The sequence below is a fragment of the Pantoea sp. Ap-967 genome (assembly GCF_011752565.1).
Classification (GTDB): Bacteria; Pseudomonadota; Gammaproteobacteria; order Pseudomonadales; family Pseudomonadaceae; genus Aquipseudomonas.
This window is the reverse complement of the sequence record NZ_VWXK01000010.1, coordinates 108,848-126,464: the sequence shown is the minus strand read 5'-3', so window position 1 is coordinate 126,464 and position 17,617 is coordinate 108,848. Positions and strand designations below refer to the sequence as shown.

Annotated in this window: 9 protein-coding genes; 4 read left to right on the top strand and 5 right to left on the bottom strand. The window is 64.0% G+C overall.

Annotation, left to right across the window (positions count from 1 at the left end; translation table 11 throughout):
* The first annotated feature begins 7 nt into the window (after positions 1-7).
* The 3 genes from F3J45_RS12945 (at position 8) to F3J45_RS12935 (ending at position 10,481) form a co-directional block, all read left to right on the top strand.
* Positions 8-8,935: a hemagglutinin repeat-containing protein gene (locus tag F3J45_RS12945; protein WP_167062806.1), complete on the top strand. Its 8,928-nt coding sequence runs from the start codon at positions 8-10 to the stop codon at positions 8,933-8,935.
* Complete coding sequence (locus F3J45_RS12940) at positions 8,935-9,804, top strand: PoNe immunity protein domain-containing protein (protein WP_167062803.1); 870 nt, start codon at positions 8,935-8,937, stop codon at positions 9,802-9,804. The genes F3J45_RS12945 and F3J45_RS12940 overlap by 1 nt, the downstream gene beginning before the upstream one ends.
* A gap of 62 nt (positions 9,805-9,866) precedes the next feature.
* Complete coding sequence (locus F3J45_RS12935; protein ID WP_167062800.1) at positions 9,867-10,481, top strand: GAD-like domain-containing protein; 615 nt, start codon at positions 9,867-9,869, stop codon at positions 10,479-10,481.
* 130 nt (positions 10,482-10,611) lie between these two features.
* Here the strand turns inward: F3J45_RS12935 and F3J45_RS12930 are convergent, their stop codons facing one another.
* From F3J45_RS12930 to desA, 3 genes are all read right to left on the bottom strand, one after another.
* On the bottom strand, positions 10,612-10,872 hold the full coding sequence (locus tag F3J45_RS12930; RefSeq protein WP_167062797.1) for a DUF3077 domain-containing protein: 261 nt from the start codon (positions 10,870-10,872) through the stop codon (positions 10,612-10,614).
* A gap of 558 nt (positions 10,873-11,430) precedes the next feature.
* Entirely contained in the window at positions 11,431-12,417 is a 987-nt protein-coding gene (locus F3J45_RS12925; protein ID WP_167062794.1) for a sensor domain-containing diguanylate cyclase, read from the bottom strand.
* A gap of 142 nt (positions 12,418-12,559) precedes the next feature.
* Positions 12,560-13,744: a delta-9 fatty acid desaturase DesA gene (gene desA / locus F3J45_RS12920; protein ID WP_167062790.1), complete on the bottom strand. Its 1,185-nt coding sequence runs from the start codon at positions 13,742-13,744 to the stop codon at positions 12,560-12,562.
* 149 nt (positions 13,745-13,893) lie between these two features.
* Between desA and dibA the strand changes: the two genes are divergently transcribed.
* Positions 13,894-15,789, top strand: a complete 1,896-nt coding sequence (gene dibA / locus F3J45_RS12915) for a phosphodiesterase DibA (protein WP_167062787.1) — start codon at positions 13,894-13,896, stop codon at positions 15,787-15,789.
* Positions 15,790-15,873: 84 nt separating this feature from the next.
* Here the strand turns inward: dibA and F3J45_RS12910 are convergent, their stop codons facing one another.
* The gene (locus F3J45_RS12910) at positions 15,874-16,518 is read right to left on the bottom strand and encodes a methionine ABC transporter permease (protein WP_167062784.1); all 645 of its coding nucleotides are present in this window, start codon (positions 16,516-16,518) and stop codon (positions 15,874-15,876) included.
* On the bottom strand, positions 16,508-17,617 hold the full coding sequence (locus F3J45_RS12905; RefSeq protein WP_167062781.1) for a methionine ABC transporter ATP-binding protein: 1,110 nt from the start codon (positions 17,615-17,617) through the stop codon (positions 16,508-16,510). The genes F3J45_RS12910 and F3J45_RS12905 overlap by 11 nt, the downstream gene beginning before the upstream one ends.

Below are 17,617 nucleotides of genomic sequence, written 5' to 3'. Positions count from 1 at the left end.
AATTGCAATGAACAAGCACCTTTACCGGATCGTTTTCAACAAGGCGCGCGGCCTGCTCATGGTGGTGGCCGAGAACGTCAGTGCCCAAGGCAAGGCGCCAGGCACCACCCAGGCGCCGGGGCGCCGTGCGGGGCCGTGCATCGCCACTTTGGGCCAGCTGCGCTTCGCGGTGATGGGCGCGCTGGGGTTGGTCAGCCTGAGCGTTGCGCCGGCCTGGGCCGCAGGCATCGTGGCCGACCCCTCGGCGCCGGGCGGCCAACAGCCAATGGTGATCGAAAGCGCCAATGGCACGCCGCTGGTGAACATCCGCGCGCCAAGTGGTGCTGGGGTATCGCACAACACCTACAACCAGTTCGATGTCGATGGCCGTGGTGCCATCCTCAACAATGGCGCCAACAACAGCCAGACCCAGCTGGCCGGCTGGGTGGAAGGCAACCCCTACCTGGGCAACGGCAGCGCCCGGGTGATTCTCAACGAGGTCAATGCCAGCAACCCCAGCCAACTGCGCGGCTACGTGGAAGTGGCCGGCAAACGCGCCGAAGTGGTGATCGCCAATCCCGCCGGCATCACCTGTGATGGTTGCGGTTTCATCAATGCCGACCGCTCCACCCTGACCACCGGACGTGCCCAGCTGGAGAACGGCCAGATCACCGGCTACCGCGTCGAGGGCGGTACCCTGAGCATCACCGGCAAGGGCCTGGATGCCCGCGACAGCGACTACACCGACCTGATCGCACGCACCGTCGAGGTCAATGCCGGGGTTTGGGCCAGTGACCTCAAAGTGACCGCCGGGCGCAACCAGGTCAATGCCGACAACACCCAGGCCACGGCGCTGGCTGATGACGGCAGCCAGAAGCCTGAAGTGGCCATCGATGTGGCAGCGTTGGGCGGCATGTACGCCGGCAAGATCAAGCTGGTGGGCACCGAGGCCGGCGTTGGCGTGCGCAACGCCGGGCAAATCGGCGCCATGGCCGGGGAAGTGGTGGTCAGCGCCGATGGCAAATTGAGCAACCAGGGCGCGATCAGCAGTGCTGGCGCGCTGCAGGTGGCGGCCACGGGCGTGGACAACAGCGGCAGCGCCTACGCCAAGGGCTCCCTGGCCGTCACCAGCGCCGGCACGGTAAACAACAGCGGCGTGCTCGCCGCCCAGGGTGACGTGAACATCCAGGCCAACCAGCTCAGCAGTGGCCAGGCGTCGCTGCTGGCCGCAGGCGTGGATGCCGATGGCAAGTCCAGCGGCAATGCGCGCCTGCAGGCCAGGGCAAAGCAAATCAGCGCCAACGGCCAGAACCACGCCAGCGGCACGCTCGACCTGCAAGGCGAGCGCATCGACTTGCGCAACAGCCAGACCCAGGCCGGTGACCTGCAGCTCAATGCCACTCAGGGCGACCTGGACCTGGCCGGCAGCCAGGTCGACAGCGCCGGTTCACTGGTGGCCAATGCCAGCGCAACCTTGCGCAGCGACCAGGCCAAGGTCAACGTTGGCAACCTGCAGCTTTCGGCCAAGGACATCGCCAACGTTGCGGGCGAACTGGTGCAAACCGGCCAGGGCGCCTCCAGCATCAAGGCCAGCGGCACGCTGGACAACCACGGTGGGCGCATCGCCAGCAATGCCCAGGACCTCAACCTGCAAGCCAGCCAATTGAACAACCAGGCGGGCAAGGTCGAGCATGCCGGCAGCGGGCAGTTGGCGGTACGTGCCGACCAGTTGGAAGGCAAGGCCGGCACCCTGGCCAGTAACGGCAACCTGCAACTGACCGCCCAGAACGCCGTGCTTGCCGGCGGGCAAACCCAGGCACGTAACCTGGTGCTCGATGCCCAGACGCTCGACACCCGCGACGGCACCGTTATCGCCACCGCAGGCGGTAACCTGGAGGTGCGCAATGCCCAGCGCCTGGACAACCGCGGTGGCACGCTCGCCGCCGGTGGCGCGGCCAGCTTTGGCGTGGGCGAACTGCTCAACGACAACGGCACCCTCAGCGCCGGTGGCACCTTGAACGTGCAGGCCCAGCGCCTGAGCAACCTGGCTGGTACCGTGGCCGCCACCCAGGCCATGCAAGTGATCGCTGGCCAGCTGGACAACACCGGCGGGGTGCTGGGTTCGGTGAGTGCCGGCCTGCAGCTCACATTGGATAAGGTGCTGCTCAACCAGGGCGGGCGCCTGGAGGCCGCTGGGGATATCCAGGTCAGCGCCCTGGGTGTGGATAACCGCCAGGGCGTGGTCAGTGGCCGTGGCTTGCTGCTCGACAGCCGTGGCCAGCGCTTCGACAACAGCGGCGGCACCCTCGATGCCGCTGCCACCCTGGACCTGCGCAGTGGCGAGCTGCGTAATGCCGCGGGCTTGATCCAGGCCGGCGGCCGCCTGCTGGTCGATACCGGTGACCAGGCTCTGCGCAACAGCGACTCGGGCGCCACCAAAGGCATCGTCGGCCAAGGCGAAGTCGAGCTGCGCAGTGCGCAGCTGGTCAACGACGGCGGCTTCATCGCCGCCAAGGGCAACCTGCTGCTGGCCGCCGACAGCCTGGAAAACCACGGCCAAATCGTTGGCGAAAGCCAGGTGCGCCTGGTCGGCCAGCAGCTCGACAACCAAGGGGGTGAAGTTCAGGCGCGCGGCGCGCTGGCCATCGAACAAGCCAGCGCCGTCGACAACCGCAACGGCCTGCTGCGCAGCGCCGGGCAACTGAGCGTCACCACCGCGCAGCTCGACAACCGCGCCACCGGCAGCCAGGACCATGGCATCGAAGGCCAGTCGCTGCTGGTGCGGGCCGACACCCTGGACAACCGCACCGGCGCACTGCGCGCCGACAACGCCATCGACCTGGGCCTGGCAACCGGCCTGAACAACGATGCCGGCCTGGTATCGGCAGGCACCCAGCTGCTGCTGGCCGAGCGTGACAGCGGGGCCGGGCGCCTGCGCATCGACAATGGCAGCGGTACCCTGATCGCCGGCAGCCTGCTGTCGATGAACGCCGCCTATTTCAGCGGCAGTGGCCGCGCCTTGAGCCTGGGCGACCTGATCCTGCGCCAGCAGGGCGACCTGACCACGGCCGGGCAACTGCAGGCCAACGGCACCCTGGATATCGCCATCGGCGGCACGTTGAGCAACAACGGCCAGCTGCTGGCTGGCAAGGCGCTCAAAGTGAGCAGCCAGGCGCTGGACAACCAGGCCAGCGGCGAGGTGTCTGCCACCGATGTGAATGTGCAGGTGGCCGGCCAATTGACCAACCGTGGCCTGTTCGATGGCCAGAAGGTGCGGCTGCAGGCCGCTACCCTCGACAACCTGGGCACTGGGCGTATCTACGGCGACCAACTGGCCATCGCCGCGCAAACCCTGAACAACCGTGACGAACAAGGCCGCGCTGCGGTGATTGCCGCCCGTGACCAGTTGGACATCGGTGCCCAGCGCATCGACAACCGCGAAGACGCGTTGATCTTCAGTGCCGGTAACCTGGCCATCGGCGGCGCACTCGATGCCAACGACCAGGCCACCGGCCGCGCCGTGTTGCTGACCAACGCCAGTGCCACCGTCGAAGCGCTGGGCGATGTGCGCCTGGCCGTGGCCGAGCTGCGCAACACCAACGAACACTTCAGCACTACCCAGGTGCAGGTCAGCAGCGAACAGCTGCGCGAGTACCAGCTCAGCGGTTCGCCCAACCGTTACCGGCCAGATGAGGTCACCGTCTACAACGACGAAGTCGACCACCTGAGCACCCCCACCGGCACCCGCGACAATTTCAACCGCTACGACTACACCCGCACGGTGACCGAAACCCGCATCCTCACCTCGGCGCCGGGGCAGATCCTGGCGGGCGGTGACCTGACCTTCAGCGGCGATACGGTGTTCAACGACAAGAGCCGCATCCTCGCCGGTGGCTTGCTGCAGGCGGGAGCTGCCACGGTGACCAACACCGAGGTGGATGGCCAGCGCGTTACTACCGATGCCGGCACCGCCACCAATTTCTACCGCATCCAGCGCAAGGGCCGTGACCGCCAAGGCACCAATATCACCGCCTACCGCCCGGCGCCGTTGATCCAGGACATCGACCTCACGCCGACCGAGTACGGCGAGCACGCCACCATCAACGGCAGCGGCACGCAGATCAGTGGCCGCGAGCAGCAGGCGGTGGGCCAGCAGGTGGCGACCGTTGGCGCCGTCGATGCCCAGGTCAGCGACCAGCACCGCGTGGGCGCGGTGGTGGAGGTCAAGCTCAACGATGGCCAAGGCGTCGCCGACCTGGTGCGCAGCGGTGCGCCGAGCCTGGCACTGCCGAGCAACAGCCTGTTCCAGACCAACCCCACGGCCACCCAGGGTTACCTGATCGAGTCCGACCCACGCTTCACCAGCTACCGCCAGTGGCTGTCGTCGGACTACATGCTCGACCGCCTGCAGGTCGACCCGGCCACCACCCAGCTGCGCCTGGGTGACGGCTTCTACGAGCAGAAACTGATTCGCGAGCAGATCGCCCAGCTTACCGGGCGGCGTTTCCTCGACGGCTACGCCAGCGACGAGGCCCAATACCGGGCGTTGATCGACAACGCTGTCACCTTGGCCAACGACTGGAACCTGGTGCCGGGCGTGGCCCTGACCGCCGAGCAGATGGCCCAGCTCACCAGCGATATCGTCTGGCTGGTGCAGCGCCAGGTCACCCTGGCCAGTGGTGAAACCCGCCAGGTGCTGGTGCCCCAGGTGTATGTGCGGGTGCGCGAAGGCGACCTGACCGGCAACGGCGCGCTGATTGCCGGCCAGCAGCTCAAGCTCGACGTCAGTGGCGATTTGCTCAACAGCGGCAGCCTTGGCGGGCGCAGCGTGATGGCGCTGACCGCGCAGAACATCGACAACCTCGGTGGGCGCATTCAGGCCAACAATGTGTCGCTGCAGACCCGCGACAACCTCAACAACCTTGGCGGCCTGATCGGCGCCACCGACAGCCTGGCCATCGAAGCCGGCAAAGACATCAACCTCACTTCGCAAACCCGTGACAGCAGCAGCGAGCAAGGTACCCGCACCAATGTTTCGCGAGTGGCTGGGCTGTTCGTCAGTGGTGCCGAGGGCACGATGAACGTGTCTGCTGGCAACGACCTCAACCTCGCCGCAGCGCAGGTGGTCAACACCGGTGCTGGTGGCATCACCCAGCTTGAAGCCGGGCGCGATGTAAACCTGACCACCGTGGGCGAAAGCCATCAGCAATCGCTGGTGTGGAACTCCAGCAACTGGCGTAACGAAGCCAGCCGCGGCGAGGTGGGCAGTACCGTGCAAACCATGGGCGACCTGCGCGTGCAGGCCGGCCAGGATATTGCTGCCCGTGGCGCCACCCTGAGCAGCGAGCAAGGCATGGTGCTGGCCGAGGCTGGGCGCGACCTCAACCTGCAGGCCTCCGAGCAGTACCAGTTCGCCGACGAAGCGCACAAGTTCAAGGGCAGCAACGGGCTGTTCTCCAGCAAAACCACCACCCTGCGCGATACGGTCAGCCAAACCCAGGCCAGCGGCACCACCCTGAGTGCCGAGCAGGCATACCTGCAGGCTGGCCGCGACATCAACGTGCGCGGCAGCGATGTGGTGTCCACCAGCCAGACCGTGTTGGCCGCCGATCGCGACATCAACATCGAGGCGGCCAGCGAAAGCAGCAGCGAGCGCCACGACAAAACCACCAAGAAGAGCGGCCTGTTCAGCGGTGGCGGCATCGCCGTGACCATCGGCACTCAGGAGCAAAGCGTCAAAGACCTCACCACCCGCGAAACCGCCCGAGCCAGCACGGTGGGCAGCACTGAGGGTGACATTCTGATCGAGGCCGGGCGCCAGTACCGCCAGGTGGGTAGCGACGTGATGGCGCCGAAGGGCGACGTGGATGTGCTGGCCCAGCAGATCGCCATTACCGAGGCCCGTGAAACCAGCGAGCGCACCCGCGAAACCCGCTTCAAGCAGACCGGTTTCACCCTGACCATCACCAACCCGGTGATCAGTGCCATCCAGACCACCCAGCAAATGCACGATGCCTCGAAAAAAACCGAGGACGGCCGCATGCAGGCGCTGGCGGCGGCCACCACGGCACTGGCGGTGAACAATGCCGCCACCGCCGTGGCCCAGGACCCGGGCATGGCCGGGGGCATCAACATCAGCCTGTCGCTGGGCACCAAGCAGCAGCAGAGCACCACCGTGCAGCAAAGCGATGCGGCCAAAGGCTCCACGGTCGTTGCGGGCAATGATGTGCGCCTGCGTGCCACCGGTGCTGGCAGCGACAGCGATATCACCGTGCAGGGCAGTGACATCCGCGCGGGCCATGACGCCTCATTGGTGGCCGATGGCGACATCAACCTGCTGGCCGCGCGCAACACCAGCCAGCAGGACAGCGACAGCAAGGGCAGCAGCGCCAGCGTGGGCATCGGCTTCTCGCTGGGGGGCAGCCGTAACGGCTTCACCCTGGACCTGGGCGTAAGCGGCAACCGTGGCGAAGCCGACGGCGACACCCTGACCCACACCAACAGCCATGTGCAGGCCGGCAACACCGCCACGCTCATTTCCGGCGGCGACACCAACCTGCGTGGCGCGGTGGTCGGCGGCAAGCAAGTGATCGCCGACGTGGGTGGTGACCTGAACATCGAGAGCCTGCAAGACACCGACACTTTCAAGGTCGACGAGAAGAGCATGGGCTTTGGCATCAGCCTGTGCATTCCGCCGTTCTGTGCCGGTGTCAGCTCGGTGTCGGTGGACGGTGCAAGCGCGAACTTCGGCGGCACCAACATGGACTCCGATTACGCCAGCGTCACCGAGCAGTCGGGTATCAAGGCCGGTGATGGTGGCTTCGATGTGCGGGTAGGCGGCAATACCGACCTGGTCGGCGCCGTGATCGCCAGCAGTGACCAGGCTGTGCAAGACGGCAAGAATCGCTTGGTCACCGCCAGCCTGACCAGCAGCGACATCCGCAACAAGGCCGAGTACGACGCCAGCACCTTCAGCATCGGCGGTGGCTGGAAGGCGGCCGGCAAGGACCAGGAAGGCAAGGTGCAAACCGGCGGCAAGGCCACTCCGGGCACCGAACTGCCGACCAACGACGATGAGTTCGGCGCCAGCCTGCCGATTGCCATCAGTGCCAGCGACAGCGCCAGCAGCGTGACCCGTAGCGGCATCAGCGGCGGCTCGATTCTGATCACCGATGAAGCCGCCCAGCGCGAGCGCACCGGCAAGGGCGCCGAGCAGACCATCGCCGAGCTCAACCGCGATGTCTCCAGCGACCGCGACAGCACCAACGCGCTCAAGCCGATCTTCGACGAAGAGCAGATTCGCGCAGGCTTCGAAATCGTCAACGCCTTTGCCAACGAGGCCGGCACCTTGCTGGCGAACAAGGCCAAGGAAGTCGATGCCAAGCGCAAGGCCGCCGACGAAGCCGACGCAAAAGCGAAGACTACCGCCGATTACGAGGCCGCCCAGGCCTTGTACGACGATGCGCGCAGGTTGCGTGGCGAGGCGGACGGCATTGCCGGTAACTGGGGCTCTGGCGGCACTTATCGGCAGATCACCACAGCCTTGGTGGCCGCCGCCAGCGGCAATATCAGCGCGGGCAATGGCGCGTTCCTGCAGGGCATGGTGGTCAACTACGTGCAGCAGCAGGGCGCGAGTTACATCGGCGACCTGGTGGCCAACGGCACACTGGATGAAGGCTCACCACTGCACGCCGCACTGCACGGCATCGTCGCCTGCGCCGGGGCTGCCGCCAGCAGCCAGAGCTGTGGCAGCGGTGCGGCCGGGGCGGCGGCGTCGAGCTTGCTGACCGGGCTGTTCTCGGAGGCGAGCGCAACCGAGAGCGAAAGCCAGCGTGAGGCCAAGCGCAACTTGATCGTCAGCCTGGTTACCGGCCTTGCGGCGACCACTGGCCTGGATGCCGCGACCGCGACCGGGGCGGCTGCGGGGGCTGTGGATAACAACTGGCTGGCGACCCAGCAGTTGGTGCAGGCGAAGAAGGAGTTGAAAGAGGCTCAAGGACGGATAGCTGAACTCAAGGTTATCGCTAAATGGGCATTCATCAGCAGAAAGCAGGATTTGTTGACGCAGACGGGCGTGGGTGCCGGATTGCTTCAGGCAGGGTTCGACGACATCAAAGGTTTAGCCGATTTCATCATGCACCCGATCGACGGGCTCAACGGAATGAAGCAGCTGGTGAGCGATCCGCAGGTGAGGAAGCAGTTCGGTGATGAAATCGTCAACGAGCTTAACGCGAAGATAGATCGTGTAACTATTGCTCTTGAGCAGGGGGGCGACGATAAAGCGTATCAGTTGGGCCAGGATCTTGGGGAACTGGTCTGGCAGGTCGGGAGCATTGCCACGGGAGTCGGTGGGGTAGCCAAGGGGGGGGTAAAGCTGGCAAGTGTCGGCATCAAGCTTGGGACCCGCAGCCTGGAGAATATGGCGGGCATGGGGCGTTTCGAAAAGCTCTTGGCCAAGGGCGGGCAATTCAATCCCAATGGTACGCCTGTGATGGACTTCCGGGCTTTGAGCAACGCACAGAAGAGCATCGTTGGTGACCTGATGGGCGGCGAGCGTATTCAGCAGATCGTTCCGGGTGCGCAGAAGATTGGTCGAGCACCTGACATTGGGCAGACGGGTATTGATGATCTGTACAAGGTCAGCAAGCCTGATGTGGACTTCCTGATTGTCGAATACAAGTTCGGGTCTTCGACGCTCAAGCAGACCAAGGATGGCATGCAGATGAGCGATAGCTGGTTGACAGGCGCGAACACTAACTACAATCGCGTCCTCGAGTCCGTCAGCGGAGATGCGCGCGAAGCGCAGAGAATCCGTCAAGCGATGGCTGCGGGACGTGTCGAGAAGTGGCTAGTACACACCGATCCTTTCGGCAACGTAACCGTTGGCGTTCTGGATAAGGCTGGCAAATACGTGGTCAACCCTACGGCCACTTCCAAGTTACTGGGGATTAAGTGATGAAGCTGCGCGCACCTCTGGGAGAGCCCGCTTATTGGGCTGAGTGGGTTGCTTTTGGGGATGAGTCGATCGATCTTGGCTGGCAAACGGCCAGTAAGCCTTTCGGTGATCCATCGTATGGGCCACAGTATCTGTTCGAGCTGGCGCAGGACCATTGGCATCAAATGTTGCGTCGTTACTCTGCCGGGCTGCCTGTTTCATCCTTGGCGCATTACTTTCCTGGTTTGCTAGAAGCCTGGGAGCGCTCTCAAGCGCTGGGTGGTGAGCAATGGAATGAACAGCAGCGCTATACCCGCAATGCCTGGCGAGTCAACTATGACCACTACATCGTCTGCTTTTGGATCGTGGGCCTGGCGTTGGCGCTGGAAATACCAGACGATCAATGGCAGCGATTGGTCAGGTTGGTGGGAAACGAGGGTGAGGACAATCTGCTGGACCGTGTCATGGCGATCCGCTCGCCGCAAAGACGGATCGGCAACGAACTGCTGTACCCCAGGCCTTACGAACGACTGCAAGCGGCCATTGATGCGCCACCCGACCAGCAAGCCGGCCTGTTGCTGGAATTCGTCGACCACTGGTACACCGAGGTGGGTAGCGGCGCGCGCTCCGGCAAATACCCCCAGGCAGCTGCATTCAAGCACCCTTACTGGTATCGCTATGGCGATGAGAATTTTGCCGGTGGCGCCTACTTTGGTCGCTGGTGTGTCGAGGCGGTAGCTGTGGTCAAGGCGTTCGGCTTGGATGATCGGCTCTGCCTCGGCCATCAGCATTATCCCCAGGCACTTTTGCATGAAGCGTCGCCGTTACCCCCTCCACCGGTAGCGCAGCCCGAAAAGCGCAGCTTCTGGCAGAAATTGTTGGGTAGATAAAAACCGGTGTGCGCGATCGTTTGCCTGAGTGTTCGATTGGAATTATTGAGGGGTGCATCGAAATGAGGGACGAATTTTTCCAGTCGTTCATCGCCAACATGGGGGAGGGAAGACGCTGTGAGGTGGTGCCGGCCTCGACGATCGACAAATATCGCACCGCGCTACCAGATGCTTTATTGGGATACTGGCAGAAAGAAGGCTGGTGTTCTTATGCGGACGGCCTGTTCTGGCTCGTTGATCCAAGCGTGTACAAGGACACGCTCGACAGCTGGCTTGAAGGTACCGAACTGGCAGCGATTGACAATTATCATGTCATCGCCAGGGATGCGTTCGGTTCGCTGTATGCCTGGGGCGAGCGCTATCAACGCAAGATAACGCTACTCAGCCTTACGGGTCGCATCGTTGCATTGAAAAACCAGCTCCAGAAGGTTAATCCTGAGCCGGACCGGGCAGTTGGCATTTTCTTGGGTATGTCGAAGCCGGAAAACTTCGATTTCGAAGACGAACAGGGTAAACCCCTGTTTCAGCGAGCGCTGAACAAGCTCGGGCCAGTTGCTGCCAATGAGATGTACGCTTTTGAGCCCGCGCTGTGTATTGGCGGGCGGGCTGATCTTGAGCATCTGGTGAAGGTCGACATGGATGTTCACTTGATGATTCTGGACCAGCTCCGGCGTTGATGGGGTAGGGCCTGTGGGATTGGGCGCTGCTTGCACAGCGCATCGCGAGCGTTGCTCGCTCCTACAGGAGATCGCACCCCTGGTAGGAGCGAGCGCAGCTCGCGATGCGCCGCGCGGGCGGCGCTCGATCTCACCGGCCCATGCCAAGCTCCGCATCATCCAACAAGGCCTTGGCCAGCGCGCTCAAGTAATGCGCGGCCCAGATCAATTGCGGGTCGTTGTCCATCACGGCGGTCAGCGTTAGGTCGCGCACGCAGCCCAGCAATTCCGAGGCCTGGTCGCGGGCGTGCTGGCAGGGGATGCCGGGGGCGATCTGGAACAAGGGTTGTTTGAAGGTTTCGCCTTGGTAGAAGCAGGTTTTGCCGGGGGTGGTGCGGTTGTCTGCGGTCATGTGTTCTCTCCCTGAGTTGTTGAGGTGGATGGGGCGATCATCACAGCCTGAGGGAGGGTGGGTTGGGGACGATTTTTTCATGACGCTTTCTCATGTCATTACCCCACCCAATCGTTTCCACACGAAGGGTGGCGGTTGTACACGGAGTGGAAAACCAGGCATGAGAACCCCGGCAGGCCTTGCGGCCTTCCGTATACAACCGCCATGACGGCAGCCGCACTCTCATTGATTGTCAGGTTTCCACACCCGATCGCTGAACCATTCAGCGACCCGGAAAGCCTAGAGAGACGGGTTTCCAGTAACAATCAGACGCGAGCCGACAGGGTTTGTAGGATATTTTGCGGGTGGTGCTGGTACCAGTGCGGTTTTGTAGGAAATGCCGGGGGATGTTGTGAGGCTTTTGCGCCTGTTCTGAGCTGGGGCTGCTGCGCAGCCCATCGCGAGCTTTGCTCGCTCCTACCGGATTTGCGTAGGCTTGGCCTGGTAGGAGCGAGCGCAGCTCGCGATGCGCCGTGCTGGCGGCGCTCGATCTCACAGGCGCAACCTCAAACCGGTCCCTCACCCCCGCACAATCTGGTTCTTCCCCTGCCGCTTGGCCTGATACATCGCCGCATCCGCCCGCGCAAACAAGCTATCCAGCACCTCGTCCTCATCCGTCAACCCGGTCAGCCCCTGGCTCACCGTCACGTTGTACGCCTCATCCCCATGGCTGAACCCCAACCGCTGAATCTCCCGCTGCAACCGCTCGGCAATCTGCTCGGCCACCTGTGCCGTACAACCAGGAAACACCGCCGCGAACTCCTCGCCGCCAATGCGCCCGAACAAATCACCCCGGCGCAATACCGCCTTGCCCGTGTCGGCAATGCGCTGCAGCACCTGGTCGCCCTCCTGGTGCCCGTAACTGTCATTGATGCGCTTGAAATCATCGATATCCAGCAACAGGAACGCCAGCGGCGTACCCGCTTCGCGGGCGTCGTCGAAGGCCTGCTGGGCGCAGTCGAAAAAATGCCGGCGGTTGCTGCTCTGGGTCAGCACATCGGTCGTCGCCAGGCGGTGCAGCTCGCCTTCGAGCTGTTTCTTCTCGGTGATGTCCTCGGCAATGCCAACGATGATTACCCGGTCGCCCTCAAGCTGCTGGTTGATGTAGCACTTGTCGCTCAGCCAGCGCACCTCGCCGCTGGCATTGAGAATGCGGTACTCGCGGTCTTCCACTGCACCCTTGAGCAGCACCTGGGCCAGGCTGCGTTCAGCGTATTCCAGGTCGTCGGGGTAGATACTGTCGCGCCATTCGTTGTAGTCGGCCAGCACCTGGCTGACCGGGCGGCCGAAGATGCGTTCGTAGGCCGGGCTTACATACAGCACCTGGCGGGTTTCCCAGTCAAAGGCCCACAGCACGGCATTGACGCTGTCGAGCAGCGAGCTGTAAAGCTGCTCGCGCTCGCTCAGGCGGGCAACCTCGCCCTGTGCGTGAAGCAGGGCCAGCAAGGTTTGGGCGGCGGCGGGAGGGGCATTGCCGGGCAGGGTGGAATCGATAGTCTTGGCCATGGGCACGGAGCGGTTTCTCGACAGGGAAGCGCGCGGCCAGCAACCAGCCCGCCCGCGGGCGATGTGCAGGTTTTGAGTGGATTTTCAGGGGTTAAGTTCCAGCCTGGCATGCCCCATTGCGGGGCATGCCGATCAACGGCGGTCAGGCCCCGGTGGGGCGCAGGGAGTAGGTTTTAAGCTGCGCGGCGAACTCGTGCAGGGCGTGAATGCCACTGGCTTCGGCTTCGTGCACCCAATCCTTCATGGCCGCCAGCATGTCGTGGCCATTGGCGCTGGTGCGGGCCCAGATCTGCTGCAGGGCCAGGCGCTTCTCGTAGATGGTTTTCAACGCCTGGCTGTGGGCGAGCAGCGACTCGATGCGCACATGGTGGCGGTCTTCGAGCAGGCTGGTTTCCCGCGACAGCAGGCGCTTGGCGCGGCGGAAGCGGTGGCGCACCGAGGCGTCGACCTTGGCCAGCTCCTGCTTGACCAACGGGCCGATCACCAGCTTGCGGTACTGGGCCATGATCTGGAACCGGTTGTTCAAGATGGCCATGGCGGTGTCCATGTCCAGGCTGGCCTTGCCCTCCACCCGGTGGGCGATGGGCGCCACGCGCTGCACCTTGGCCAGGCGCAGCAGGCTGAACAGGCGGATCCACGCCCAGCCCATGTCGAACTCCCAGCGTTTCACCGAAAGCTTCGCCGAGTTGGGGTAGGTGTGGTGGTTGTTGTGCAACTCTTCACCGCCGATGACGATACCCCACGGCACCAGGTTGGTGGCCGCGTCGCGGCATTCGAAGTTGCGATAACCCACCGCATGGCCCAGGCCATTGACCACGCCGGCCGCCCAGAACGGAATCCACATCATCTGCACCGCCCAGATGGTGATGCCGATGGTGCCGAACAGCAGCAGGTCGAGCACCGCCATCAGGGCGATGCCGCCGAGCTTGTAACGCGAGTAGAGGTTGCGCTCGACCCAGTCATCGGGGCAGTTCTTGCCGTAGATACGCAGGGTTTCGGGGTTGCGCGCTTCTTCCCGGTACAGCTCGGCACCCTTGCGCAACACCGTACCCAGGCCTTTGTACACCGGGCTGTGCGGGTCGTCGGGGGTTTCGCACTTGGCGTGGTGCTTGCGGTGGACGGCGGTCCACTCGCGGGTGTTCTGCGCCGTGGTCAGCCACAGCCAGAAGCGGAAGAAGTGCTTGAGCGCGCCGTTGAGCTCCAGGGCGCGGTGGGCGGAGTAGCGGTGCAGGTACACCGTGACGCTGACGATGGTCACATGGGTCATCAGCAGGGTGACGGCGACCAGTTGCCAGGCCGACAAGTCGAGCAGGCCGTTGTACCACATAGGCAGGAAAACCCTCGGGATTGCAGGGAAGAGGGGCTGATTATCCCTTGGTGGGGAAATAAAACCAGTCACCCTTTCAGATAGGAAGTCACGGCATGTTTCATGCCTTTATAATCGCCCTTCCTTTTCAATGGATTATTCGCTCCGACATGTCTGTCTCCGTCCGCGACGCATTGCGCATGGCTGCGCTCTATGTGGTGTTTTCGATCCTCTGGCTGGTGCTGTCGGAGGGGGTGCTGCGCACGATGTCCGACGACCCGCTGGCACTGACCGTGGGGCGGCAGATCAATGTGGTGATCTGGGTACTGGTCAGCGCCTTGCTGATTTTCGTGACCCGGGCGCGGCTGCTCAACTTCATCGGCATCGGCGCCCGGCTGCGCCGCGACGACCGTGAGCGCCTGCGCATGGCCGCGGCGGTGTTCGACAGCACTTTGGAAGGGGTGCTGGTGACCGACCGTCGCGGCCTGATCGTGCACGTTAACCGCGCGTTCATGCGCATCACCGGTTACCAACAGGAAGAAGTGCTGGGCCAGCGCCCGAGCAAGTTCAAGTCGGGCCGCCACGGGGTGCCGTTCTACCAGCAGATCTACGCCACCCTGGCCGAGAAGGGTGAATGGAGCGGGGAAATCTGGAACCGCCGCAAAAGCGGTGAAATTTACCCACAATGGCAGACGATCTGTGCCATTAGTGACGATAACGGTGAATTGAGCCACTACGTGGCAGTGTTCAGCGACATCAGTGCGATCAAGCATTCGGAGCAGGAACTGGCCTACCTGGCCCACCACGACCCGCTCACCGGGCTGCCCAACCGCCTGTTGTTCAACGACCGTGCCGAGCAGGCACTGGCTGCGGCGCAGGCCAACAAGCGCGGCTGCGCCTTGCTGCTGCTGGACCTCGACCATTTCCAGAGCATCAACGATGGCCTGGGCCATACCATTGGCGACCAGTTGCTCAAGCTGGTGGGCGAACGCCTGCGTGAGGTGCTGGGCAGTGGCGTGACCCTGGCACGCCTGGGCGGCGACGAATTTGGCGTGCTGGCGGAGAACTGCCAGCAGGTGGGCCAGGCCGGCAAGCTGGCGCAGCTGATTATCGAGCGCATGCGCGAGCCGTTCGACTTCGACGGGCATCGGCTGTTCATCAGCGCCAGCGTGGGCATCAGCCTGTTCCCCAGCGATGCCCTGAGCGCCGAGCAGTTGCTGCGCAATGCCGACTCGGCGTTGTTCAAGGCCAAGGGCAATGGCCGCGCCTGCTACGCGCTGTACACCGAGGAGCTGACCGCCCACGCCCAGCACCGGGTGGAAACGGCCGGCGAGCTGCGCCAGGCGCTGGCCCAGGACGAGTTGCGGGTGTTCTACCAGCCGGTACACGACCTGTTCACCGGGAAAATGGTCGGCGTCGAGGCGCTGGCGCGCTGGCAGCACCCCCAGCGCGGGCTGGTGCCGCCGGGTGAGTTCATTCCAATTGCCGAGCGCACCGGGTTGATTGCCGAGATCGATGCCTGGGTGCTGCGCCAGGCATGCCGGCAGATGGTGCACTGGCAAGGTGAAGGCCGCGGGTTGGCGTTCGTGGCGGTCAATATCTCCAGCCGCCTGTTTGGCCAGCACGAGTTGTACCGGCAGGTGGCCGAGGTGCTGCACGAAACCGGCCTGGACCCAGCGCTGCTGGAGCTGGAGGTGACCGAGAGTGCGGTGATGGAAGACCCGGAGGTGGCGCTGGAGCAGCTGCATCGCCTGCGTGAGCTGGGCTTGAACCTGGCCATCGATGATTTCGGCACGGGGTATTCGTCGTTGCTGCGGCTCAAGCGCATGCCGGTGCAGAAGCTGAAGATCGATCAGGGCTTTGTGGCTGGCTTGCCGCAGGATGACGATGATATCGCGATTGTGCGGGTGATCATCGCCTTGGCGCGGAGCATGGGCATGCAGGTGCATGCCGAAGGGATCGAGCAGGCTGAACAGGCACAATTTCTGTTGGCGCAGCAGTGCCAGTTGGGGCAAGGGTATTGGTTCGGGCGGCCAGTGCCAGCGGGGGCGTTGAATTGGGGGTGAGCAAGCGCGCCGCCGTGGCGGCGCATCGCGAGCTGCGCTCGCTCCTACCACCCCCGTAGGAGCGAGCGCAGCTCGCGATCCGCCTCAACGCTTGTTCAAGCCCTTCGCCAGCCGGTCGCCACCCAGCTGAATCACCGCCACCAACGCCACCAGCATGGCAATCACGGTCAACATGATCTGGCTGTCGAAGCGCTGGTAGCCGTACCGGTAGGCAATGTCGCCAAGCCCCCCGGCGCCAATGGCCCCGGCCATGGCTGATGAATTGATCAGCGTCACCAGGGTGATGGTGAAGCCACCGACGATTCCCGGTAGCGCCTCAGGCAGCAGCACGTGCCAAACAATGTGCCAGCGCCGGCAGCCCATGGCCTGGGCCGCCTCCACCAAACCATGGTCGACCTCGCGCAGGCTCACCTCGGCAATGCGCGCAAAGAACGGCGTGGCAGCAATGGTCAGCGGCACCACGGCGGCCCACACACCATAGGTGGTGCCCACCAGCAGGCGGGTGAAGGGGATCAGCGCGACCATCAGGATCAGGAACGGCACCGAGCGGAACAGGTTGACGAACGCGCCCAGCACCCGGTTCAGCAGCGGCGCCTGGAAAATCCCGCCCTTGTCGCTGGTGACCAACAGCACCGCCATCGGCACCCCAACCAGCAGCGCGATCAACGACGACACGCCCACCATCAGCAGGGTGTCGAGCAAGCCTTCAAGCAGGCGGTCAAACCACATGGCCCAGTACCTCCACGTCCTCGGCCCAGCGGCGGGCACGCTCCAGCAGTTGATGGGTGTCGTGCGGTGCGCCTTGCACCGCCAGTATCAGCAGCCCCAGGGCATGCCCGCCCACGGTTTCCACGCCGCCCTGGAGCAGGCGCACATGCCCGCCAAGGTCTGCGAACAGGTCGGACAGCGCCGGCTCGCCGAGCACGCTGAGCTTGAGTACCACGGCACTGTCGTGGCCAACGGGGCTGGCGCGCAGTCTGGCTTGCAGGGCTTCGGGCAGCTTGGTCTGCAAGGGCGCCAGCAGGGTACGGGTGACCTCGTGGCGCGGGCTGCCGAACACCCGCCAGACCTCACCCTGCTCCACTACTTCGCCGCGCTCCAGCACCACCACGCGGTGGCAGATGTCGCGGATCACTGCCATTTCATGGGTAATCAGCACCACGGTCAGGCCCAGGCGCTGGTTGATGTCGCGCAGCAGTTCAAGGATCGACGCGGTGGTTTCCGGGTCCAGCGCCGAGGTGGCCTCGTCGCACAGCAGAATCTCCGGGTCGTGTACCAGTGCCCGGGCAATGCCTACACGCTGCTTCTGGCCGCCGGACAGCTGCGCCGGGTAGACGTGGTGTTTTTCCTGCAGGCCAACCAGCTCCAGCAGCGCGCGTACCTTGCGCTGGCGCTCGGCCTTGGCCACACCGGCCACCTTCAGCGGCAGTTCCACGTTCTGCCACACGGTTTTGGCCGACATCAGGTTGAAATGCTGGAAGATCATGCCGATGCGCCGGCGCAGCGCCACCAGGTGGTCCTCGTCGAACGGCGCGATGTCTACCTGGTCGATCAGCACCCGGCCCTGGCTGGGTTGCTCCAGGCGGTTGATGGTGCGCAGCAGCGACGACTTGCCGGCACCGCTGCGGCCGATGATGCCGAAAATCTCGCCACGCTGGATGTTCAGGTCGATGCCTTGCAGGGCAGGTTGCGCTTGGCCTGGGTAGGTTTTGCCCAGGCCGATGAAGCGGATGTGGGCCTGGTTGACCTCCGGGCGCAGGGCCTGCTCCCTGGCCGTTGGCGGCGATGGTTGTGCGGTGGGCGCCCGGAGCGCGTTGGCCTGGCTCAT